The sequence below is a fragment of the Ornithobacterium rhinotracheale DSM 15997 genome (assembly GCF_000265465.1).
GTDB classification, from domain to species: Bacteria; Bacteroidota; Bacteroidia; order Flavobacteriales; family Weeksellaceae; genus Ornithobacterium; species Ornithobacterium rhinotracheale.
This window is the reverse complement of record NC_018016.1, coordinates 2,368,220-2,392,246: the sequence shown is the minus strand read 5'-3', so window position 1 is coordinate 2,392,246 and position 24,027 is coordinate 2,368,220. Positions and strand designations below refer to the sequence as shown.

The following is a 24,027-nucleotide window of genomic DNA, read 5'->3' as shown; positions in this document are numbered from 1 at the left end:
CTCTCATTTATTTCAATCGTTTAATTACTTCTTCAATCGGAAGTGAAAATTTATTCCAATAAACAATCGCTGCATCATATCCACCACTTTCAATTTTCTGAGTAGTATTAAAAATATATATGCCACTACCACCGACAACTGAAGAATTATTGTTAAAACGCTCCCGTGTATTTCTAAAATAATCTATTTTACCTTTTATAAAACCGACCTTTTTACCAATAAAATTAAAATCCTGTGGAGATATCTTAAAAATAAAATTTAGATATTTTCCTTCATACTCATTGAGTATTGGAGAACTATCGACTCCCATTTTATTCAAATTCACCAATAAATCTTTTGGAATTTCCGAAAAGTTAAAAACTGCAAGTTCGTGTATTTGTTTCGATTTGTTCGTATTAGAATTATTTTTAAGATTAGGAGAGCAGCTAAATACTAAAACACCTAAACATACCATTATTGACAATCTATTCATTATTTTAATTTTTGCGTAATTTGATAAAATTTGGACTTGCATAAATTCCCAATTGCTTGACAAGTAATTGAGCATTTACAATGTATGTCATCTTAACCGTAGCTAATATAGTAAATAATTAAATAAGTCTAAAACGGTAATTTAATTTTCGCATTAAATCATTATTTTGCTGAAATCAATACATCTGAAATGAAAAGTTTAAGTCAAGACAAATACATCAAAGTTTATATTTCAATAAAATAAATAAGAAAATCAAAATATATCTTATACACTCAAACTTAATAAAACAGTCATTTTTACACCGAAAGTGGCTGTAAAAATGGATGTAAAAAATAAAACCACCTGAAATTCAGATGGCTTTCAATAAAATTAGTAGACCCACAGGGATTCGAACCCCGACAAACGGCACCAAAAACCGGTGTGCTACCGTTACACCATGGGTCTCCGTTTCAATTGGACTGCAAATATAGAAAGAAAATTTAAACCTGCAAAATAAAATTATAAATTTCCTATATTTTTTCTATTTCCTCTATGTTAATTTTAGTCCTAAACTTTCCATAGTTTATCACAACTTGCTTTTTATCAATTGCTTCGATGCTGCCTACACTCGAGCTACCTTTGATACGAACTCGGTCGCCTATTTTCATAGAGGCAATGCGCATTTGAGTTTCTTTTTTCTTCTCTTCTTCTATTTTTTGCTGTGTCTCCTCTAGTCGATCTGCTTTTTTATCGAGCTCTCTTCGCAATTTTTGTTTGATTCGTTTTTCTTTCTTCTTCTCTTCAAAATGTTTTGGATTCTTCTTCGCATTTTCAATTTCAATCAATTTCAAGAATTTAGTAATCAATTGTTTTCTGCTTCTGTTTTTTAAGTAAACATCCGCCATTTCAGTGAGTTTTTGCCCCAGCTGAATGTTCTTTTGTTCAGACTCATACAATCGCTGAAAATCAACTAATTTAGCATAAATTTTATCATGCGTTTCTTCCAATTGAGAATGCTTATCATGCGATTTTTCTTTCAGCTCTTCGAGTGCATTTTTGGTCTTTTGCACATGGTATTTTTCTTGCTGAAGTTTTAAAATCGTTTTATCAAGTCGCACTTTATTACGCTCGATTTTCTTTTTAGCTTTATTAATTAATCGGTACGGGATTTTATTTTTCTCTGCCACCTCAAATGTAAATGAACTCCCCGCTTGCCCCGATTCGAGCAAATACATAGGTTCCAGCGTTTTTTCGTCAAAAAGCATGCTTGCATTTTCAGCTTCAGGCAATTGTTCCACCAGAATTTTAATATTGGTATAGTGTGTTGTAAATACGCCATATGCGCCCATTTCATAAAATTCTTCCAAGAAAACTTCTGCCAAAGCACCTCCTAATTCAGGATCGGATCCTGTTCCAAATTCATCGATGAGGAGCAAAGTTTCGGCATCGGAATTATACAAGAAATAGTGCATTTGCTTCAATCGGTATGAATAGGTACTCAACTGGTTTTCAATGGACTGATTATCTCCTATATCCGTGAAAATATTTTTAAAAAAGCAAAAATTACTTTTTTCGTGCACAGGAACCAATAAGCCCGATTGCAGCATAAGTTGCAGTAGACCAATTGTTTTAAGCGTAATACTTTTTCCGCCTGCATTGGGACCAGAAATCACCATAATTCGGTTTTTCTTATTGAATGTTACCGACTGTGGTATGATTTTCTTTTTCTCGTGACGATGTTTGGCATACAATAGCGGGTGATAGGCTTGCTTTAATTCAAGTTTTTTATCCTTATTGATTTGTGGCAAAACGGCATTTATTTCATCTGCGTATTGTGCTTGCGCCGCAATTAAATCTAACTGAAAAAGGAAATTTTGGTAATCAATCAAATCGTCTTGATACACCGAAACCGTAGCCGTGAGCGCACGCAAAATCTTGCGAATCTCATTTTTTTCGTCCTCATGCAATTCGTCTAATTCTCGCTGCGAGCGCAATACCGATTCTGGCTCTATAAAAGCAATAGACCCCGTTTTACTACTTCCCACCATGCGCCCTGGCACTTTTTTTCTATGCGTAGAAAGCACAGCAAGCACGCGTCTACCATCAATCACAGATTCGCGAATGTCGTCTAAATACTCGGAATATGCTCTGGACGCTCCTTTGAACCGATCGCTCAATTGCTGATTTACGATTTTTAGCTGTTTTCTGATTTGTAATAATTCCTTAGACGCATCGTCTTTGATTTCTCCATGCTTATCAAAAACGGTATCAATGTGTGCTAAAACTTCTTTTTGAAAAGTAAGTTTTGAAATGGTTTTATAAAAAATCGGATAATAATCTTTAAACTTCTCCAAGAATTTCATTAATTCTTGAATTTGAAGCATTTGAGATTTTATAGCTAAAAAAATATCCGCTGAAAGCTGGTAATTTTCGACCTCGATTTTGTCTAAATCTTCTCGTATGTCATCGTACTCGCTAAACGGAAATCGGTTGCTTGATTGCATTGCCGAAAGGTATTCGTTTGTAGCCTTTAGCCTGAAAAGTATGGTTTTGTGGCTTGCGAGAGGCTTATGTTTTCTGATTACTCTTTTTACGCGTTCGGTTTTGGCGTATTTTTCTACCTCAAGCAAAACTTTATTAAATTCTAAATCTTCTAAGGTCTTTTGTGGAATCTTCATTTATGTTTAAAAAATCTATAAATCTTTATAGAATTTAGTTTTTTATCTTAATGTTTAAATTATTCAAATTTTAGGGAGAACACCAAGGCGCGTGTTTTGAGCGAACTCATTGTATTTGCCCAAATGTTTGGCGTTCCAGGATTGTCTGGCACCAATTCATTATTAAGGAAGAAAATACCTTTTACTGATGGGGTTAATTTAAATCTTCTGAAATAAATATTGATTCCCATTTCGGCTTGCCAGTTGAAGTTGTGAGTTTTCATTCTGAAAATCCCGCCATAATTATCGTCGGTATTACTTTCTTGCGATTGTAAATTAATGGCATATCCCAATCCTGCTTGCACATAAGGACGCGTATTGAACCAGCGATCGCCATGAAATTCTATCATAAATGGAATGCCTACATACGATGATTTTATACTTCGCTCAAGTGCATCTTCTGTCACGGTGTACTCTTCTCTGCTTGGTTGTTCTCCTTCTTCGGTGTATTTTAAGTTATGATAAATCTCCCTTGTCTTTACATTATCAAAATGCAAAGTGCGCTCGGTAAAGTGAATTCCTGGCTGCACCCATAAATCTATATAGTCATTTACTTTTAATCTCCCCATCAATCCCGCAGAAAATCCCATTTTGGAATCAATTGTTACAAGAAACTTCCCATCGCGATTGATTGCTACATTTCCACCATCTTTATCTTCGTTCTGCGCTCTATGAAGGCGAGTCTCATTCGTTCCATCATCAATCACATTATTGATGTTTTTTCCGTAATTATATCTCGGTGCAATTTTAAAGTCAAATTTGTTTATACCCACAAAATATCCCCACGAAAGTCTCTGCTCATCGTGCTCTACAAAGAAATCTTCTCTCCCATAGTTGGTCTTCCATTGGGCATTAAGACCAAGGGTAGAAAACAATATTGCTAGACTTATTATTTTTTTCATATAAATAATTTTTATCCGAGAAATTCATATTTCATTAATGTAGATTTCAATCCATTTTTAATCTCTGGGCTATCCACTACCACAAATCCTAGTTTTTCGTAAAACTTAACCGCTAGAGTGGAAGATTTAACCCAAATGTATTTCTCTTTAATATTTTGAATCGCAAAGTTAAACAATTTATTCCCAATTTTTAAACCTTGATAATTTTCTTCTACAAAAAACAGAGAAATATGCAGAGGATTATAGCCAAAAGCAATCATTCCTACAATTTTACCTTTAACGAATGCTGCATAAAAATCAAGTTTATTTACGGTTTCTTTATTTTTTAAAAAATCCGATATATAGGCAACCCCTTGCGCATTGCAATCTTCTGAATTGCATTTTATAAATGTTTTGAATGCTAAATTTAAAGCATCATCAATGTCCTTTTTTAAGTAGATTTTTCTTATATCCAACTTTTGCACAAAAAATTTATAGGTAACAAAAATAATTTTTTATTCCCATTTTTACAAAATCACAAATATAAAACTAGCAGCATTTAGGTATAAATTTTGTTTATATTTGTACCCATATTTTTTTAACCTAAAAATAATATTTAACACTATTGATTTTCAGTACCAAAGCGATTTTTAGACTTTCAGTGGACTGACAAATCGTCGGCGGTTTTTGAAAATTAATAGCACAAATCATCATGAATTTAGACAATTTGACATTTCAAGATAACATTTCTATCGAATCCGAATTTATTCCACTTTTAAGCAAGGAAGACGAGGAGGCTCTTCTCAATACCGAAACGCCAGACGAATTAGCGATTTTGGCATTGCGCAACACGGTTTTGTTCCCAGGGGTGGTAATTCCCATTACTGCTGGGCGCAAGAAATCTATCCAATTGCTAGAAGATGCCTATGATAACAAAGATTTAATCGGGGTAATTTCACAAAAAGATACTTCGCTCGATAATCCATCTGCCAAGGATTTAGCTAGCGTGGGCAGTGTGGCAAAAATCATTAAATTGATCAAAATGCCAAACGGAAACATCACTGTGATTTTGCAAGGTTTAAGAAGATTTGAGCTAGTAGAAATGCTGACTGAAAATCCTTATTTCATTGCAAAAATTAATCTTTTGGAGGAAGAAAAACCTAAGGAAGATGATGTGGTGTACAATACTTTAATTGATTCGATTAAAGAAATTTCGTTGCGCATTGCCAAAATTAATCCCAATATGCCATCGGAAGCGGGCTATGCGATTAATTCCATTGAAAGTCCGTCGTTTTTGGTGAATTTTGTAAGCTCGAACATTGATTTAGACTTAAAAGAAAAACAAAAATTACTGGAAGAAAACGACCAAAAAGAGCGTGCCATGCTCGCGCTCGAACATCTAAACACTGCACTGCAAAAGCAAGAGCTTAAAAACAAAATCCATTCTCGTGCACACAAGGAGATGGATCAGCAACAACGCGAATATTTCTTGAATCAGCAGATTAGAGCCATTCAAGAAGAGTTGGGCGACTTTAGTGCAGAAGATGATTTTCAAGAATTGAAAAAACGCGCCAAAAAACAAATTTGGAAAGAAGAAATTGCGAAAACTTTTAATAAAGAATTAAACCGACTACGCAGACTTAACCCACAATCGCCTGATTATTCTATTCAGCGAAATTATTTGGATTTAATGTTAAGTTTGCCTTGGGACAAAGTTTCTCAAGATAAATTGGACATCGCCTATGCCGAGAAGGTTTTAAACAAAGATCACTACGGGCTCCAAAAGGTGAAAGAACGCATTTTGGAATACCTTGCCGTGCTTAAATTAAAAGGTGATATGAAATCGCCAATTATTTGTTTGTATGGGCCTCCAGGCGTGGGAAAAACTTCGCTTGGTCGTTCTATTGCTACGGCACTCAATCGCTCGTACCAGAGAATGTCGCTCGGTGGAATGCACGACGAATCGGAAATCAGAGGACACAGAAAAACTTACCTAGGTGCTATGCCTGGTAGAATCTTACAAAATATTAAAAAAGCAGGTTTTTCCAATCCCGTTTTTGTTTTAGATGAGATTGATAAATTAGGACAAGGTAATCACGGCGACCCGTCTTCGGCAATGCTCGAAGTGCTAGACCCTGAACAAAACACCTCTTTCTACGACAATTATTTAGAAATTGGTTATGATTTGTCTCGTGTGTTATTTATCGCTACGGCAAATAATATTGCAAACATTCCTTCTCCCCTACGCGACCGTATGGAAATGATTGAAGTGAATGGCTACACCGTAGAAGAAAAAGTAGAAATTGCCAAAAGACATTTAGTTCCAAAACAACTTACCGAACACGGGTTGCCTAAAAATGCAATTCGTTTAGGCAAAAAGGAATTAGCGTTTATCATCGATGGCTACACCAGAGAATCAGGCGTGCGCGGACTCGAGAAACGCATTGCTAAATTGGTGCGAAACATTGCCAAAGATACTGCCATGGAGAAAGAAGTGGATCCTAAAATGACGATTGCACGAATCGAAGAAATTTTAGGTGTTCCGCGCGAAAAAGATAAATACGAAAACAACAATGTTCCTGGTGTGGTAACGGGCTTAGCTTGGACACAAGTGGGCGGAGATATTTTGTTTATCGAGTCGATTTTATCTAATGGCAAAGGGCAACTTTCTATGACGGGAAATTTGGGTAAAGTGATGAAAGAATCTGCCCAAATTGCACTCGAATATGTGAAAGCACACCACGAAAAACTAGGCATAGATTCGGAATTAATCGAAAAATCAAATGTGCATGTGCATGTGCCAGAAGGTGCTGTTCCCAAAGATGGACCATCGGCAGGGATTACCATGCTCACAAGTATCGTTTCTACCTTTACTAAAAGAAAAGTAAAGAAAAATATTGCCATGACGGGCGAAATCACTTTGCGTGGAAAAGTGCTACCCGTGGGTGGAATCAAGGAGAAAATCTTAGCCGCCAAACGAGCAGGCATCAAAGAAATTATCCTTTGTGTTCAAAACAAAAAAGATATTGAAGAAATTGAGCCCGAATACATCAAAGGGCTTACCTTCCATTATGTAGACAAAATGGAAGATGTGCTTGATATTGCATTATTAAAATAAGTTTTAATATTATAAAAGAAAATCCCTTAAAATATGATTTTAAGGGATTTTTTTATGGGGTTTAGCGTTAATTTCAAAACAACGAATATGAATAAAAATCCATCAAATTCCGATTTTTCTGAGATTCCGAATCGAGTTCGGAATGACACTTCGCAAGATTTCAACGCGCTGTCACCCTGAACTTGATTCAGGGGCTAGCGCAAAGAGATTCTGAAATGAATTCAGAATGACAAATGGGTTTAAATTCAAAATATGAAAAAAATATGAATAAAAATCTATAAATTAAGATTTCCTGACAATTATCCTACAATTCTGAGTTTGGCAAAGCGCAGAAGTAATTTCTTTTCGCCAGCGTTTTCAAAGTTTACAATGGCTTTTTCATCGCCCACTTCGCCCTCAATGCTTTTCACCACGCCTCTACCAAATCGGTCGTGTAGCACTACGCTGTCCACTTTCAGTGATTGATTGGCAGAATCGCCCGCTTGCAATTTTGCTTCGCTCAATTTCTTTAAATTATGATTGCTTGTGCTCGGCAAAGCTTTTTTGATTTTTCGTTTGTACGAAATCGGTTCGTTCTTCTCTTTTCGGGTAAAAGTTGGAAAATCATCACCAAACAAATCTGCCGAAAGCCCTGTGCTGTTCATAGGCGTTACAGGACTTGGGTTCTTCCAATCCAGATATTGATCGCTAATTTCTTCCAAAAATCGGCTCGGTTCGGCATCTACAATTTTGCCCCAACGGCTACGCGAAACGGAATAAGAGAGCATGGCTTCTTTCTCGGCACGTGTGAGTGCTACATAAAACAAGCGGCGTTCTTCTTCAAGCTCTTGGCGAGAGTTTAAATTCATTTGAGATGGGAATAAATTTTCCTCCAAGCCCACGACAAAAACCACAGGAAACTCCAAACCTTTTGCCAAATGCACCGTCATCAGCGAAACTTTATCGGTATCGGTTTCATCTTTGTCGGCATCGGTAGAGAGTGCCGCATCTTCCAAAAATCCTTGCAAAGTGGGATTTCCTCCCTCGATTTGGCTTTGCTCCTCTACATAGCCCTGCAAACTGTTTAGCAACTCTTGCAAGTTTTCCAGTCTTGAACGACCTTCTGGCGTATCATCATCGCTCAATGTTTTGAGCATGCCAGACTCTTTTGCCACCTGCAATGCTACCTCATACACATCGCCCGTTTTCAATTTTACGGCAAAACTTTGAATCATCGTTGCAAAATTATTTAACGAATTAAATGCTCGGGCGTTTAACTTTAATTGTGGTGCATAAAACTGTAAATTAAATAAAATTTCGATGACAGGCTTGCCCACTTTGTCTGCAAAAACAGTAAGTGCCTGTTGCGTTGTGTTCCCGATGCCACGCACGGGATAATTTATGATTCGCATCAAAGCCTCCTCGTCGTTTGGATTCACGAGCAATCGCAGATAAGCGATTAAATCCTTTACCTCTTTTCTTTGGTAAAACGACATGCCGCCATAAATTCTATACGGAATATTTTTTTTGCGCAACGCCTCCTCTATCGCTCGCGACTGTGCATTGGTACGATACAACACAGCAAAATCACTATTATTGTACTGATTTTGCATTTTCTTTTCAAAAATCTGTGCCGCAATGTAGCGAGCCTCGTCCATATCGGTCAAGGCACGATACACGGGAATTTTTGCCCCCGCATCGTTGGAAGTCCATACATTTTTCTTGAGCTGATCTCTGTTTTTGGCAATAATATCGTTTGCCGCGTTTACAATATTTTGAGTTGAACGATAATTTTGTTCCAAGGCAAAAGATTGTGCATCTTTATAATCTTTATTAAAATTTAAAATGTTACGAATATTTGCCCCACGGAACGCATAAATCGACTGCGCATCGTCGCCCACTACACAAATATTCTCGAACCTTGAAGCCAAAGCTTTTACAATTAAATACTGAGAATGGTTGGTATCCTGATACTCATCTACCAAAATGTATTTAAATCGGTTTTGGTATTTGGCTAAAACATCGGGAAAGCGAGTTAAAACCTCGTTGGTACGCAGTAATAAATCATCAAAATCCATTCCGCCAGATTTAAAGCATTTTTCCACATAGCGTTTATAGATTTCGCCCGTTTGTGGTCGCAGTGCAATGGCGTCTGCCTCCATGATTTCTGGATTATTGAAATAGGCACGCACTGTGATTAAGTTGTTTTTAAACTGAGAAATTCGGTTGAGAATTTGTTTGGGTTTATACACATCTTGGTCTAGATTCATGTCCTTGATTACCTTCTTTAAAATTGAAAGTGCATCTTGCTGGTCATAAATCGTAAAATTAGACGGGTAGCCCAAAAGAGGGGCTTCCACACGCAAAATTCTTGCAAAAATGGAGTGAAAAGTTCCCATCCAGATGTTTTTAGCTTCGCTCACGCCCACCACTTTAGCGATACGCTCCTTCATCTCGCGAGCAGCCTTGTTGGTAAAGGTGAGTGCTAGAATATTAAAGCTATCTACCCCTTGATTGATTAAGTGTGCAATGCGATAAGTTAAAACTCGTGTTTTTCCAGAACCTGCTCCTGCAATCACCATTACGGGTCCTTCGGTAGCTTCTACGGCTTGGCGTTGAACATCATTTAATTCATCTAAATAGTTACTTCCCATGCCGTAAATATACTAAGTTTTTATAGTTCGGGGAAAGTGCAAAATCGGATTTAAATGTATTTTAATATAATTCAATTGGATAAAAAATTAAGAAAAATGGGATTTTGGTATATTTTCTAAAAGGCTGCGGCGATTTTACTTCCTAAAATTAATCCTAATAGACATATAATAAAGGTACCTAAACTATAAATGCCAAATCCGAGATAATCGCCACTTGCAAGCATTTTATAATTCTCGGCAGTGAAGGTGGAAAAAGTGGTGAACCCGCCACAAAATCCTACAGCTAATAATAGATACACTGGCTGGCTGAATAGGGAGCGTTGCCCTAATGCCATAAACACACCAATTAATAAGCATCCTAAAAAATTGGCTAGAAAAGTTCCGTAAGAATAATTGGCATTAAAAAACGAAATAACAAATCTTAAAACACTTCCCAAGCCACCGCCAATGAAGATAAATAATAAATTCTTAAACATAATGACAAATGTAAGGAAAGTTTTATTGATAATGTTAAATCTATTTTAAACATTAATTTACAATCACTTGTAATGGTACTTGGTACACCTAAATTAGGACTAAAAGCAAAATTTGATAATTTAATAACAAAAATCATTATTTTGAGTCATTTTTTTTTGTAAATTTATAGAAAAATAAACGACATGCATATTGTACACTTATCAGCAGAATGTTATCCCATCGCCAAAGTAGGAGGCTTGGGCGATGTAGTGGGAGCTCTCCCAAAATATTTAAACAAAATTGAAGGCGTAGAATCAAAAGTAGTGATGCCGTATGTGTATAACGCCAAAACCGCTGAGATTAATAAAGAATTAGATCATGTGGCGTTTTTGCCATTTGGTAAAAATAAATTAGAGGTAAAAATCTGGAAAACCCACGATTTTGGATACAATTTATATTTAATTGAAATTGAAGGTTTCTCTCATCGTGAAAAAGTTTATGGCTATGGCGACGATGATTATTATTTCGTGGCTTTTCAAGTGGCGGCACTCAACTGGATTCACCAATGGGACGAAATGCCAGATGTGATTCATTGCCACGACTACCACACAGGCTTCATTCCTTTCTTAATGAAGTATGCCCACCAGTATCCTAAGTTTAGAGAAACGCCTTCTGTTTTCACAATCCACAACGGAAAATATCAAGGGCAAATGCCTTGGGAAATCGCCGACTACTTCCCGTGGTTTGATACTTGGCAAATGCCACTACTGGTGTGGGACAACTGCATCAATGCCATGGCTACTGCGGTGAAATGCGCTTGGCGCGTGAATACCGTTTCGCCACAATATATGAAGGAATTGATGGACGGAGATTCTAGCCTTGCGCCACTCTTTAGACAAGAATGGCAAAAATGCATCGGAATCCTAAACGGTATCGATAACGATGAGTGGAATCCTGAAACGGATAAAAATTTAGTTTTCAACTATTCTCAAAAAAACGCCATCAAAGGAAAAACCGAAAACAAAAAAGCACTTTGCGAGAGATTTGGATTTGATGAAAAATTACCAATCATCACTTTTATCGGTCGATTCGTAGACCAAAAGGGCGTAGATGTTTTGGCAGATGCCGTTTGGAAAGCGATTAATATTTTAGATTTTCAAGCCAATTTCTTTATCCTAGGAAGTGGCGACCAAGATCTGAGCGATGGCGTGCAGCAAATGAAGTATTATCTAGACGATAGATTTAATGTTTTCATTGGTTATGACGAAGCTCTGGCTCGCATTGCTTATGCAGGATCGGATTTTATGATTATGCCATCGAGATTTGAACCTTGCGGATTGAATCAGTTCTACACCTTTAGATATGGTGGCTTGCCGATTGTGCGCACAGTGGGTGGCTTGCTAGATTCGGTTATTGATTTTGAAGATGAGGGTGGAAATGGAATTAGATTTATCAACCTCAGCAGCGATGATATTTTACATGCGATTCACCGAGCCATCACACTCAAAGCGGATAAGAAAAGAATCAACGCAATTATTAAGAATAATATGAAACTAGATTTTTCTTGGGACAAAGCTGCTCAGAATTATTTAGATATGTATAAAAGCTTAAAACCTGAATAAAATAACTTAAAAAAGTAAATTTAATAAACAACGATAAAATGAAAGAGAATCAAAGAATTTTGGCGCTGATCCTAGGAGGAGGACGAGGCACCAGATTGCAGCCACTCACAAGCGAACGCTCTAAGCCTGCCGTGCCGCTTGCAGGAAAATACCGATTGGTAGACATTCCAATTTCTAACTGTTTAAATTCTGGTATCAACCGAATTTTTGTGCTTACTCAGTTTAACTCTGCTTCGCTGAACCGCCACATCAAGAACAGCTATAGTTTTGATTTATTCAGCAAAGGATTTGTGGATATTTTGGCAGCTGAGCAAACCGATGATAATGGAGATTGGTACCAAGGAACTGCAGATGCGGTGAGACAAAGCTTGCAACATTATAAGAAAATAGATTACGACTATATGCTCATTCTTTCTGGAGACCAATTGTACCAAATGGATTTCCAAGATATGCTTAGAAAACATATCGAGAGCAATGCCGAATTGAGTATCGCTACGATTCCAGTAAATGCAAGCGACGCTACTGGCTTTGGTATCATGAAAACCAACGAGGCTAATCAAATCACTTCTTTCATCGAAAAACCAGACGCAGAGGAATTGAAAAACTGGACTTCTGATACTGGAAAAGAAATGCAGGCTAAAGGTAGAGATTACTTAGCTTCCATGGGGATTTATTTATTCAATAAAAATGTACTAAATAAATTGTTGGAAGAAAACGAAGGTACAGACTTTGGAAAACACATCATTCCAGGAAGTATTGAAAATCATAAGGTGCTCAGCTACCAATTTGAGGGCTACTGGACAGATATAGGAACGATCAAGTCCTTCCACGAGGCAAATTTGGACTTAGCAAGCCACTTACCTTCATTTAATTTATATGATAATACCAATCAGATTTACACCCACGCTAGAATGTTGCCACCTGCCAAGGTAGAAGGCACTTCGCTGGAAAGAGTAGTATTATCCGAGGGCTCTATCGTGCATGCAAGTCGTTTGGAAAACTGTGTAATTGGAATCAGAACCCGCATAGGCAAAGGCACTACGGTAGCAGACACCTACATCATGGGTAGCGATTACTACGAATCTCTTGAACGAATTGAAGAAAATAAACGCAAAAAAATCCCACCAATCGGGATTGGAGAAAGATGCTTTATCAGCAATGCAATTATTGATAAAAATGTGAGAATCGGAAACGATGTTCGCATCAATGGACATAAGGGATTAAAAGACAAAGACACTCCTGAATATAAAATCGTAGACGGAATTGTGGTGGTGAAGAAAGGAGCCGTATTACCAGATGGATTTAGTATATAAGCTTTAGTTATAATTCATTATTCAAAAAAAGGCAGGAATGGAAAGTTTCTGCCTTTTAATTTTTATGCTAAAAAATCATCTCAAGATTAAAAAATACATCAAAATTCCATTTTTTAACATTTTAAAGAAACACGATTTTTTTCATATATTTGAAGAAATCATAATTTAAACCAAAAAACGATGAAAATACAATTTTTAGGACACGCATGTTTATTGATTGAAGCTAATGGGAAGAAAATATTGGTAGATCCATTTATCTCTGGAAATCCAAAAAATGACAAAATTAAGGTAGAAGACATCAAAACAGACTACATTCTACTCACCCATGCGCACCAAGACCATGTGCTTGATGCAGAGGAAATTGCTAAAAACAACGATGCGCTCATCATCTCAAATGCCGAAATTGCAGCATACTACGAACAAAAGGGATTAAAATCTCACGGAATGAACACTGGAGGGAGTTATGAATTTGATTTTGGTGTACTCACCTCTACCATTGCATTTCACTCAAGTTCGTTTGCAGACGGCACTTATGGCGGAAACCCAAACGGATATTTAATAAAGTCAAAAGACAAGCAGATTTATATCGCTGGCGACACTTCTCTCACCTACGAGATGAAATACTTGCCAGAATTATATGGTGCCATAGATTTAGCTGTATTGCCAATTGGCGGGAATTTTACAATGGATGCACTGCAAGCAAGCTATGCAGCCGAATATGTACAGACCAAACGTGTACTTGGTTACCACTACGACACTTTCCCAGTAATTGAAATTAACCATGAGGAAGCACACAATTTCTTTAACAAAAAAAATATTAACTTAGAATTATTACAAATTGGAAACATTTTAATCATTTAATATTTTAACCTTAAACTACTTAAGGCGGCAAATACAAGAGATAATGTAAAAAATACATTAACATATAATTTGTAACATTTGTCATTTTTTAGGGATTATTTTTGTTTTTTTCTTTACAATTAGGTAATTTAGCCCAACGAACAACAAAATTTTTTTAACATGAGGCAAAAAATTATCTGGTGTAGTTTATTTCTACTCTTTTTTACCACTGTAGTCTTGGGACAGATTACTGGTAAAGTAGAAGACGAATTCGGTCCTTTAGAATCTGCCCAAGTCGCGATCAAAGGATCTGATGTGCAAACACTAACCAACGCGAAAGGTGAATTCTCAATCGATGGTAAAATTGGAGATGTCTTAGTCATTACCAACCCAACCACATTGAGCGAGGCTACTTTTCCGGTTAAGAAATTAAACATGGGACTTTTAAAAGTTCGTGAAAGCGAAGTGAACCTGGATGTAATTGTAGGTTATGGTAAACAAAAGAGAGCTTCTGTAACCGGGGCTATTACCAGTGTGAAAGGTGCAGATTTGAGAATGTCTTCATCTTCGCTCACTAGCTCTTTTGCAGGACAAATGGCTGGTATAATCTCTACTGCTAGTAGTGGTGAGCCAGGTGCAGGTTCTAATTTCTACATCCGTGGAATTGGAACTTTTGGAGGTAGAGCCACTCCACTTATCCTATTAGATGATGTTGAGATTAGTATTGGTGATTTGAACAATATTCCTACTGAAACCATTGAAAGTTTCTCTATCTTAAAAGATGCATCTGCTACTGCTATCTATGGTTCTCGTGGGGCAAATGGTGTAATGCTTGTGAAAACTAAAAATGGTAACCATAATGAAAAAACAAGAGTGGGGGTTTCTTTTGAATATTCTATTCATCAACCTCTTAACTTCCCTAATTTCGTAGATGGTCCTACCTGGATGGAATTATACAACGAAGCTTTAATTTCCAGAAACCCAAATGCAAAACCTAGATACTCACAAGATGTTATCGATAATACTCGCAATGGTGTTAATCCTTATGTATTCCCTAATGTAGATTGGAAAGATGTTTTATTCCGTGATTTCTCAATGAGCCAAAGAGCTAATGTTAATATTCAAGGTGGAGGAAACAAAACCACTTATTACATGAGTATTCAAGCAAATCATGATAATGGTATCTTGAAATCTAAAAAAGAATATTCTTGGAATAACAACATTAATAGATGGAGTTACAACTTCCAAAACAACATTTCATACAATTTATTGGAAGGGACTAAAATTGATTTGAGAATGAATGCACAAGTTGGACAAAGAACTAGTGGTAACTATGGTACCTCTGCTCTCTTTAAAAAATTATTAGGAGCTAATCCAATTGCTTTCCCAATCACATTTCCAGAGTATTTAACACCTGAAGATGAAATACCAGGACACATTAATTTTGGTACTGCTATCATTACAGGAAACACACCAAGAGAAAACTTGTATGAAACTTTACTAAATTCTTTTCAAGAAAGTAGATACAATACTATTAACACCTCTTTAAAGTTATCTCAAGATTTAAAATTCATAACAAAAGGATTAAGTGCCAATGTATTATTTAACTTTAAAAACTGGTCACAATCAAGTTACAATCAATCAATTGAGGGGTACGAGTATAGATTGAAAGATGGAAGTTACAATCCAGATACCGGTGAGTTTGCTATAGAAAGAGTAGGAACAAAAGGTTCTGATTATATTAATCAATCAAAAATCAATAAAAATGGCGATAACACCATGGTAATCAATGCTCAAATAAATTATGGCAGAAAATTTGGAAAACACAATGTTAAAGGTATGGTGCTGTATAACCAAAGAGAGTTTAGAAACGACATTTTACCAAGAAGAAACCAAAGTTATTCTGCAAGATTTAACTACGGGTATGATGAAAAATATTTGGCTGAAATAAGTGCTGGTTACACAGGAACAGAGCGTTTACCTAAAGGAGAGCGTTTTGAGTTTTTCCCTAGCTTATCTTTAGGATGGGTAATCAGTAGAGAAGACTTTTTCTCACCTCTATCAAGTACTGTAAACTTCTTAAAACTTAGAGGATCTTACGGGCTAGCTGGTAGTGATGATACAGGTTTAGGTGCTGGAGCAGAACACTTCTTGTACAGAGATAAAGTGAAATTAAAATCAGACGGATACGAATACTGGACTGGAGAAAACTTAGGATTCCATAGAAAAGGGGTTGAAATGATTAACTATGCAGTAAGAAACGCTAGATGGGAAAAAGTAAAACAATTTGATGTAGGGGTTGAAACTTTATTATTCAACAAATTAAACTTAACTGTTGACTACTTCAACAACAATAGATACGATATCTTACTTAAAAGAGAAGCTTGGCCTCAAATGTTAGGTTATCACAATTCAAAACCATGGTCTAACAAAGGTAGAGTTAGAAGCTGGGGTTGGGATGGTAGCATGAACTTTAGAACCAATATTACAAACGACTTATCTATGATGTTAAGAGGTAACTTTACCTATGTACAAAATAAATACTTAGATGTTGATGACCCAGAATATGAATATTCTTGGAGAAACCGTACAGGATACCCATTAAGCTACACTTATGGTTATATTGCTGAAGGATTATTCCAATCTCAAGAAGAAATAGACAATAGCCCTAGACAAGACTTAGGTAGTACTCCAAAACCTGGCGACATCAAATATCGTGATGTGACTGGTGATGGTAAAATCACTAACGACGACCAAGTAATGATCTCGAAATATGGTGGACAACCAAGATTACAATATGGTTTTGGAATCAACTTTTTCTACAAAAAATTTGATGTAAACCTATTCTTCAACGGCTCGGCTAAAAGAACTATCATGACAGGTTTAATGAGTCCATTTGGACAAAATGACAACGCTGTATTCCAATTAATCGCAGATAACCGTTGGACAGAAGCTAATCCAAATCCTAATGCTAAATATCCAAGGTTAGGACTATTGGAAGCAGATACTCAAAATAACAGTCCTGCAAGTACCTACTGGATGAGAAATGGTAGTTTCTTAAGATTCAAAACTTTAGAAATTGGTTATAAATTTAAACAAGGTAGAGTATTCTTAGAAGCAAATAATTTAGCTTTATTTAGCAAATTTAAAGACTGGGATCCAGAACTTTCTTGGAATGCTTATCCTTTACAAAGAACTTACAATGTAGGTGTACAACTCCACTTCTAAAATAAAACAAAATGAAAATAAATAAATCAATTAAACGCTACGGAGGGATTTTCCTTATTGCAGGATTAAGCCTTACCTCATGTAATGATTACTTAGATGTAATTCCGCCAGAACAAGCACAGCTAAAAGATGCAACAAAAGACTTTGATGCAACACTTGATTTCTTATACACTTGTTATGGAGGCATCACAAACCCTTTTCAATATTCAGGTGTAGAAGCCTCTTCGGATGAATGGGTACTTCCCCCACTATGGAGAGAAGGTATGCATACAATCCTTTACGGATTAAATGTCCCTGGACAAATGAATGATGGATGGAGATGGGGTAGTAACTATTACCGTTTCATAGGGCAATGCCACCTATTCTTAAATAACATTGATCAAGCCAGAGGTTTGACTGATGAGGAGAAAAAAGAATGGAAAGCAGAAGCTAACTTTTTAATTGCTTACTACCATTATCAAACATTAATTCTATACGGCCCATGTCCAATTGTAGATCATTTTATTCCAATGGATGCAGATAATAGCGAGTTTCCTGGTAGATCTCACTTTGATTATGTAACCAATTGGATTGTTGATAAATTAGACAAAGCGGCAGAAGACCTTCCAGCCTCTAGATCTGATGAAAAATGGGGACGAGCAACTTCTACTATGGCAAAAGCCTTAAAAGCCAGATTATTGGTATATGCTGCCTCTCCTCTATGGAATGGAAAATTCCCTTACCCTCAATGGAAAAATAAAAATTTCGAAACTCCAGGCTATGGCTACGATCTTGTAAGTTTAACTTATGATCCTAAAAAATGGGAACGAGCTGAAAAAGCCTGTCAAGAAGCTTTAGATTTTGCCCTATCACAAGGTGGCAACAAGCTATATGATGATGAAGAATTATACAAGAAAGAAAGTATTCCGTTACCATTTGTTCCAAATGTAAGTGAAAATACAGAAGAAGGTAAAAAATTTCTTAAAAAAGTAATGTTGATGAGATACTTGGTTACTACTCGTGTAAACGAAGGTAACAAAGAAATCATTTGGGGATATCCACACCAAGGAAACATGGTTATAGGATCTCTTCCTCACGCAATCCTAAAACAAAGTAATGGTAACTATGTAAATGGATATAGTGGTGTTTCACCTGTATTAAACACTTCCATCGAGTATTTCTATACTAAAAACGGAAAAAGACCAGCATATGATAGCTCTTTCCCTGATAGAAAATACTGGTTCCAGTCAGCTAAAATAGCAGACAGAAATGGTATCATTACTTTGAACGTCGACAGAGAGCCTAGATTCTACGCTTGGTTTGCATTTGATGACGGTGATTATGGTTCAAAAGTAAATAATGGTAATCCACTTAAAATCAAATTAAGAGACCCAGATTTACAAGGTTATAACCCAGAGAAATTTAACAGAGACAACAATGTTACTGGTTATTTTAGTCAAAAATACATAATGCCTAAGCTTACATACAATAAGAGTGGCGGAAATAATAACGAATCTAAACCAAGACCACTTATTCGTTTAGCAGAGCTTTATTTAAACTTGGCAGAATGTAAGGCCGAATTAGGAAAAGATCAAGAGGCTATCAATAACCTAAATATCATTAGAAATCGTGCGGGTGTTCCTGATTTAACTACAGGAGATATCAATTCAGATATGTCACTTAGAGATTGGGTTCGAAACGAAAGATTTATTGAGCTATGGGGAGAAGGTCATCGTTACTACGATGTTCGTAGATGGATGATTGCTCCAGAAACAATGGGTGCTGGAAAAAGACAAGGCTTAAACGCATATGGCATCAAAAAACCTTCTTTTGAAGCGTTAAATACCGTAGGTCCTATCGATCAACCATTCGTTTGGATGAACAAAATGTATTTATTACCATTGTACACTGTAGAAGTTGCTAAAAACCCTCAGTTAATTCAATCACCAGGTTATTAATATTAATAAAAAAACAATTCAATCATGACAAATAAAAAATTAATCCCGTTATTGTTCGGTGGCTTATTAGCCACCGCGGGGATTCAATCATGTGAAGAAAAGTATGATGATTTAATTCCAGAAGAATTCAATACAGTTTTGCTTTTCAAAGATTCAGGAGAGACTCCTCTTACACTTTATGATATAGGCGAAAATGGAAATTACGAATTCACAATCATGAAAAGTGGATACAAACCTGAATCTACTACCAATGCTGAAATTCGAGCTTTATCAAGTGAAGAATTAGCTGAATACTCAAAAGTAACTGGTAAAACTTATCTATCACTCCCTAGCTCTTTGTATGATTTAGGACAAACTAATTACAGTTTTAGTTCTAGTGATACCTATAAAATCGCTAATATTACACTGAAAACAGATGAGATCAAGAAGTTTTTAGAAAACAACGGATCTAATGGCAATTATGTTCTTCCTATCAAACTGGAAAAAATAAATGCTAATGACTCTGTAAACTCTAAAAGCGATTTAATTTTACTTCAACCAAAAGTCGTTACACCAGTGGTAAGCTTCTTAGAAAATAGTGCAACATTGCAAATTGCAGATAACTCTGCAAAACAAAATGTAACATTATCATTGCCATTTAAGAGCTTATGGGATTTCGATGCTACCGTTACTGTTGATAATTCAAGCTTACCTAATGGTTACACCATTATTCCTGAAGGGCAATATACTATAGCTAATGCAGGAAAAGGAGAATTCAAAGTAGGAGCAAACAATAGCTTACCTATTGAAATTTCTATTAAAAATGATGGTACACTATTAGGTCCTGCGTATGCCCTACCTTTAAAAATTAAAGAAGCTTCTAAACCAGGAATTGAAGGTTCTAAAAACGGATATGTATTATATGCAGCATTCAATGCTATTCCATTGACAGTTGATATGTTAAGCACTAATGCACAAGAAGAGCAAGAAGGACCTATAAGTAATTTAATTGACAACAACCCAGCTACATTCTTCCATACATCATGGTCTAAAGAAAAAGGAGATGGAAAGCCCCATAATCTTCAAATCAATTTAAAAAAGCCAATTAAAAATATGGCGTTTAGATATCAAAATAGAAATCATCCAAATGGAAAGCCTACTCAAATCAAGATTTATGTGAAGGCTACAGAAAATGAAGAATGGCATGAATTAAAGACAATAAGTGAAGGATTGCCTACTGGAGCTTCAAGTATTTATAACTCTGAAGTTTTAAAGTCAGAAACTCCTTTTTCATTTATCAAATTTGATGTTTTGAAAACAAATAATGGTAGAGCATTTTTTAACATGGCAGAATTTAATTTATACGGAAAATAATTTTTAATTCTCATTTTGTAATATTTTGAAGCCCGAAAGTTTCACGACTTTTGGGCTTTTTCTTTACCTTTGCACGCAAAATTTTTATATGGATAATTTCTTATTAATTATCATCTGTATCGTAGGTGCCATGATCATGCGCGACACCAATCTTTTGCCCAGAAATGCGCATCTCACCGTAAATAAAATCATTATTTATCTATCTTTACCCGCATTAGTTTTATGCTTTATTCCCAAAATCAAATTCAGTGATGAGCATTTTTATGCACTTTTAATGCCTTGGATCGCATTCTTCATCAGTGCTGCTTTTTTTCTCACTTTAGCCAAAATCTATAAACTACCAAGAGCCCTCACAGGGGCACTCATTCTACTTTCGGGATTAGGAAACACCTCTTTTCTCGGAATTCCATTTATCCAAGCCATGTTTGGCGAGCATCAAATCAAAAATGTTTTAATCATCGACCAAGCGGGAACTTTTGTTGTATTAAGCACAGTAGGCTTACTCATTTGCTCGCAATGTTCCAAAGAATCTACAAGTTTCAGAGGCATCATTTATCGATTTTTCACCTTCCCTCCATTTTTAGCATTTTTAGTTTCATTAGGGCTAAATTTTTCAGGCATAGGTCTCCCCCATTTTTTAGAAAAAAGCATGGAAAGCCTAGGCGCAACAGTAGTTCCGCTGGCACTACTTTCAATTGGGTTGCAACTAAAGCTTGAAAAACGCAGTATGCACTGGAGTTTCGTTGGGCTCGGGCTACTTTGTAAGTTGGTTTTAATCCCACTTGTGGTGTACATTCTTTATATCCAAATTTTGGGACTAGATAGCGAGCTCATCAAAGTCACCGTAATAGAATCCGCTATGCCTCCAATGGTTACTGCAGGAATCGTGGCGGCATCTTACGGGATTAAACCCAGATTTTGTGGTTTGCTCGTGGGGTATGGCATTCCCGCCTCCATCATCACACTTAGTTTTTGGTATTGGATTTTAATGCACTAAACCTCAATTTCCTAAACATAAATTTTGTCATAAAAAGCATTTTGATGCTATGTTATTAAAAAATTATTGCTATCTTTAGCTAAACAATAAATCTTAATAACATGGCAAAAGTATTAAAAATTCACCCAGAGAACCCGCACAGCAGAGCGATAGAACAAGTGGTAGATGCCCTAAAAAACGGAGCGGTAATTATTTATCCTACAGATACAGTTTATGGGCTTGGATGCGACATTTTCAACCAGCAGGCCATGGAGAAATTGGCAAAGCTAAAAGGTCTAAAATTAGATAAATCACAATTCTCCATTGTATGTAATGATTTAAGCCATCTTTCAACTTTTACAAGACCTATCGACAATACAACCTTTAGATTATTAAAAAGAGCTTTGCCTGGTCCTTTCACCTTTATTTTAAAGGCAAACAACTCTCTACCGTCTTATTATAAATCCAGAGAAACAGTAGGAATCCGCGTGCCAGATCACAAAGTGCCACACGCCATTGTAAACATGCTAGAAAGTCCTATTGCCTCAACCTCATTATTAGTCTCTGAAGATGAAGATGAAAAAGAATACTACACAGATCCTGAATTAATCGCTGAAAAATACGATAAATTAGTAGACATCGTGATAGATAGTGGAAAAGGCGGTTTGGTAGCCTCTTCGGTAGTAGATTTATCCGAAGGCGATGGAGCTTACGAAGTCTTAAGACAAGGAAAAGGCGATATCGAAGATTATATTTAATTTTTTTTAAAACATAATTTAAGTTAGAAAGTGGGAGTTTTAGCAAACTTCCACTTCTTTTAAATAGAAGAAATTCGTATTTTTACGAAACTTTGAAATTTGAAACGATGAATCAACATATAAAAAAAGCTGTACTTTCTGCATCATTTACTATTCCTGCTGTTTTGTGGGGACAGAGTGATAAGCCCAACATTATTTTCATCTTGGCAGATGATTTAGGTTATGGAGATTTGGCTTGCTATGGGCAAAAACATGTCGAAACTCCAAATATTGATAAATTAGCCAAGCAAGGCATGATGTTTACACAGGCTTATGCAGGAGCCCCCGTTTGTGCACCTTCTCGCGCTACCATTATGACAGGGCAACATACAGGGCACACGCATGTGCGTGGCAACAAGGAATACTGGCAAAAAAGTCCTAAAATCATGTACGGACAAAACGAAGAATATAGCCTAGTGGGACAAGAACCTTATGATGCCAATCAAGTGATTTTGCCAGAAGTAATGAAGAAAAATGGCTACACCACAGGCATGTTTGGCAAATGGGCGGGTGGCTACGAAGGCTCTCATTCCGTGCCAGAAAAACGTGGAGTAGATGAGTTTTATGGTTACATTTGTCAGTTTCAGGCACACTCATATTATCCAAATTTCTTGAACCGATATAGCCAAAAAGAAGGCGATACTCAAACCATTCGTGTCGTGATGGACGAAAATGTAAAGTACCCAATGACAGGCGAAGATTACTACAAGCGTCCGCAATATTCTGCCGACATGATTCATCACAAAGCACTTGAGTGGCTAGACGAGCAAAACGGCAAAAAACCATTTTATGGATTCTTCACCTACACTCTACCCCATGCCGAGCTGATGCAGCCCAACGATTCATTATTAAAAAAGTACAAAAAACAATTTTTTGAAGATAAAACTTGGGGCGGTAGCGATGGCAGTAGATACCACGCAACTACGCACACTCATGCACAATTTGCCGCAATGATTACTCGTCTCGATTCCTATGTAGGCGAAATAATGGAAAAACTAAAAGAAAAAGGCTTAGACAAAAACACAATTGTAGTCTTTAGTAGCGACAACGGCCCTCACGAAGAAGGTGGTGCCGACCCTGAATTCTTTGGCAGAGATGGGAAATTAAGAGGAATCAAAAGACAATGCTACGAGGGCGGAATCCGTGTGCCATTCATCGTAAAATGGCCAGGAAAAATAAAACCTGGAACCGTGAGCGATCATCAAATCGCATTTTATGACATTATGCCTACTTTTGCAGACATCGCAGGAGACAAAAAATTCCCAAAAAGATATTTCAATAAAAAATCTCAGAATTCAAGCATCGACGGAATTTCGTTTTTGCCAACGCTTCTGGGCGATGACCAAAAACAAAAAGCACACGACCACTTGTATTGGGAATTTCATGAGACCAATCAAATTGCCGTGCGCAAAGGCGATTGGAAACTTATTGTAATTAAAGGAGTTCCGCATTTGTATAATTTAGCCACCGACATTCACGAAGACCACAATGTCGCCGCTCAGCATCCAGACATTGTAAAAGAAATGGTGCAAATCATCAAAAAAGAACATTCTCCTAGCGATATTTTTAAAGTAACACTTCCTAAATTTGAGGGAGCTTAAAAAAATATAGCAAAATATCATTTTTAATTAGTTTTGTAGAAGTGCTTAGTTTTTAGGGCTAAGCACTTTTTAATTGAGTATAATTTTGCCCAGTTTAAAAAAAA

At 36.4% G+C, this 24,027-nt stretch carries 16 protein-coding genes and 1 tRNA gene; 10 read left to right on the top strand and 7 right to left on the bottom strand.

The features are described 5' to 3' along the window. Positions 1-7: 7 nt before the first annotated feature. From ORNRH_RS11395 to ORNRH_RS11375, 5 genes are all read right to left on the bottom strand, one after another. The gene (locus ORNRH_RS11395; protein ID WP_014791992.1) at positions 8-472 is read right to left on the bottom strand and encodes a hypothetical protein; all 465 of its coding nucleotides are present in this window, start codon (positions 470-472) and stop codon (positions 8-10) included. A gap of 373 nt (positions 473-845) precedes the next feature. Continuing rightward, positions 846-916: transfer RNA gene (locus tag ORNRH_RS11390), tRNA-Gln, on the bottom strand. Between the two features lie 65 nt (positions 917-981). Continuing rightward, positions 982-3,129 carry an endonuclease MutS2 gene (locus ORNRH_RS11385; RefSeq protein ID WP_014791991.1) on the bottom strand — a complete coding sequence of 716 codons (2,148 nt, stop codon included), beginning with the start codon at positions 3,127-3,129 and terminating at the stop codon, positions 982-984. Positions 3,130-3,188: 59 nt separating this feature from the next. Continuing rightward, a complete protein-coding gene (gene porT, locus ORNRH_RS11380) occupies positions 3,189-4,070 on the bottom strand; it encodes a type IX secretion/gliding motility protein PorT/SprT (protein WP_014791990.1) in 882 nt (293 codons plus the stop codon). 11 nt (positions 4,071-4,081) lie between these two features. Continuing rightward, positions 4,082-4,534 carry a GNAT family N-acetyltransferase gene (locus tag ORNRH_RS11375; RefSeq protein ID WP_036602224.1) on the bottom strand — a complete coding sequence of 151 codons (453 nt, stop codon included), beginning with the start codon at positions 4,532-4,534 and terminating at the stop codon, positions 4,082-4,084. 227 nt (positions 4,535-4,761) lie between these two features. Here ORNRH_RS11375 and lon point away from each other — a divergent pair, with 227 nt between their 5' ends. Then, entirely contained in the window at positions 4,762-7,167 is a 2,406-nt protein-coding gene (gene lon, locus ORNRH_RS11370; protein ID WP_014791988.1) for an endopeptidase La, read from the top strand. Positions 7,168-7,466: 299 nt separating this feature from the next. On the opposite strand, the gene ORNRH_RS11365 is transcribed toward lon, so the two are convergent. Together ORNRH_RS11365 and ORNRH_RS11360 are read right to left on the bottom strand one after the other, a co-directional pair. Further along, positions 7,467-9,800 carry an ATP-dependent helicase gene (locus tag ORNRH_RS11365; protein ID WP_014791986.1) on the bottom strand — a complete coding sequence of 778 codons (2,334 nt, stop codon included), beginning with the start codon at positions 9,798-9,800 and terminating at the stop codon, positions 7,467-7,469. Between the two features lie 116 nt (positions 9,801-9,916). Beyond that, positions 9,917-10,276: a fluoride efflux transporter FluC gene (locus ORNRH_RS11360; protein ID WP_014791985.1), complete on the bottom strand. Its 360-nt coding sequence runs from the start codon at positions 10,274-10,276 to the stop codon at positions 9,917-9,919. A gap of 183 nt (positions 10,277-10,459) precedes the next feature. Here ORNRH_RS11360 and ORNRH_RS11355 point away from each other — a divergent pair, with 183 nt between their 5' ends. The 9 genes from ORNRH_RS11355 to ORNRH_RS11315 all read left to right on the top strand — a co-directional run bounded on the left by ORNRH_RS11355 (position 10,460) and on the right by ORNRH_RS11315 (position 23,923). Further along, on the top strand, positions 10,460-11,878 hold the full coding sequence (locus ORNRH_RS11355; protein ID WP_014791983.1) for a glycogen synthase: 1,419 nt from the start codon (positions 10,460-10,462) through the stop codon (positions 11,876-11,878). Positions 11,879-11,916: 38 nt separating this feature from the next. Beyond that, positions 11,917-13,191 (top strand): glucose-1-phosphate adenylyltransferase, encoded by a 1,275-nt coding sequence (locus ORNRH_RS11350; protein ID WP_014791982.1) that lies wholly within the window; start codon positions 11,917-11,919, stop codon positions 13,189-13,191. Positions 13,192-13,371: 180 nt separating this feature from the next. Further along, on the top strand, positions 13,372-14,052 hold the full coding sequence (locus ORNRH_RS11345) for a metal-dependent hydrolase (RefSeq protein WP_014791981.1): 681 nt from the start codon (positions 13,372-13,374) through the stop codon (positions 14,050-14,052). A 159-nt stretch (positions 14,053-14,211) separates the two neighbouring features. Then, complete coding sequence (locus ORNRH_RS11340) at positions 14,212-17,259, top strand: SusC/RagA family TonB-linked outer membrane protein (RefSeq protein ID WP_014791980.1); 3,048 nt, start codon at positions 14,212-14,214, stop codon at positions 17,257-17,259. 11 nt (positions 17,260-17,270) lie between these two features. Beyond that, on the top strand, positions 17,271-19,196 hold the full coding sequence (locus ORNRH_RS11335) for a RagB/SusD family nutrient uptake outer membrane protein (protein WP_014791979.1): 1,926 nt from the start codon (positions 17,271-17,273) through the stop codon (positions 19,194-19,196). A 24-nt stretch (positions 19,197-19,220) separates the two neighbouring features. Beyond that, positions 19,221-20,549 (top strand): BT_3987 domain-containing protein, encoded by a 1,329-nt coding sequence (locus ORNRH_RS11330; RefSeq protein ID WP_014791978.1) that lies wholly within the window; start codon positions 19,221-19,223, stop codon positions 20,547-20,549. A gap of 88 nt (positions 20,550-20,637) precedes the next feature. After that, positions 20,638-21,546, top strand: coding sequence for an AEC family transporter (locus ORNRH_RS11325; RefSeq protein WP_014791977.1), 909 nt, complete (start codon positions 20,638-20,640; stop codon positions 21,544-21,546). Between the two features lie 101 nt (positions 21,547-21,647). Beyond that, positions 21,648-22,283, top strand: a complete 636-nt coding sequence (locus tag ORNRH_RS11320; protein ID WP_014791976.1) for an L-threonylcarbamoyladenylate synthase — start codon at positions 21,648-21,650, stop codon at positions 22,281-22,283. Between the two features lie 107 nt (positions 22,284-22,390). Then, positions 22,391-23,923 (top strand): arylsulfatase, encoded by a 1,533-nt coding sequence (locus ORNRH_RS11315; protein WP_014791975.1) that lies wholly within the window; start codon positions 22,391-22,393, stop codon positions 23,921-23,923. Positions 23,924-24,027: the final 104 nt, after the last annotated feature.

Coding starts and splice junctions, on each gene's coding strand:
- ORNRH_RS11320 (WP_014791976.1), top strand. CDS start 21,648: ATGGCAAAAGTATTAAAAATTCACCCAGAGAACCCGCACAGCAGAGCG.
- ORNRH_RS11335 (WP_014791979.1), top strand. CDS start 17,271: ATGAAAATAAATAAATCAATTAAACGCTACGGAGGGATTTTCCTTATT.
- ORNRH_RS11345 (WP_014791981.1), top strand. CDS start 13,372: ATGAAAATACAATTTTTAGGACACGCATGTTTATTGATTGAAGCTAAT.
- ORNRH_RS11360 (WP_014791985.1), bottom strand. CDS start 10,276: ATGTTTAAGAATTTATTATTTATCTTCATTGGCGGTGGCTTGGGAAGT.
- ORNRH_RS11330 (WP_014791978.1), top strand. CDS start 19,221: ATGACAAATAAAAAATTAATCCCGTTATTGTTCGGTGGCTTATTAGCC.
- lon (WP_014791988.1), top strand. CDS start 4,762: ATGAATTTAGACAATTTGACATTTCAAGATAACATTTCTATCGAATCC.
- ORNRH_RS11365 (WP_014791986.1), bottom strand. CDS start 9,800: ATGGGAAGTAACTATTTAGATGAATTAAATGATGTTCAACGCCAAGCC.
- ORNRH_RS11325 (WP_014791977.1), top strand. CDS start 20,638: ATGGATAATTTCTTATTAATTATCATCTGTATCGTAGGTGCCATGATC.
- ORNRH_RS11395 (WP_014791992.1), bottom strand. CDS start 472: ATGAATAGATTGTCAATAATGGTATGTTTAGGTGTTTTAGTATTTAGC.
- ORNRH_RS11355 (WP_014791983.1), top strand. CDS start 10,460: ATGCATATTGTACACTTATCAGCAGAATGTTATCCCATCGCCAAAGTA.
- ORNRH_RS11385 (WP_014791991.1), bottom strand. CDS start 3,129: ATGAAGATTCCACAAAAGACCTTAGAAGATTTAGAATTTAATAAAGTT.
- porT (WP_014791990.1), bottom strand. CDS start 4,070: ATGAAAAAAATAATAAGTCTAGCAATATTGTTTTCTACCCTTGGTCTT.
- ORNRH_RS11340 (WP_014791980.1), top strand. CDS start 14,212: ATGAGGCAAAAAATTATCTGGTGTAGTTTATTTCTACTCTTTTTTACC.
- ORNRH_RS11315 (WP_014791975.1), top strand. CDS start 22,391: ATGAATCAACATATAAAAAAAGCTGTACTTTCTGCATCATTTACTATT.
- ORNRH_RS11350 (WP_014791982.1), top strand. CDS start 11,917: ATGAAAGAGAATCAAAGAATTTTGGCGCTGATCCTAGGAGGAGGACGA.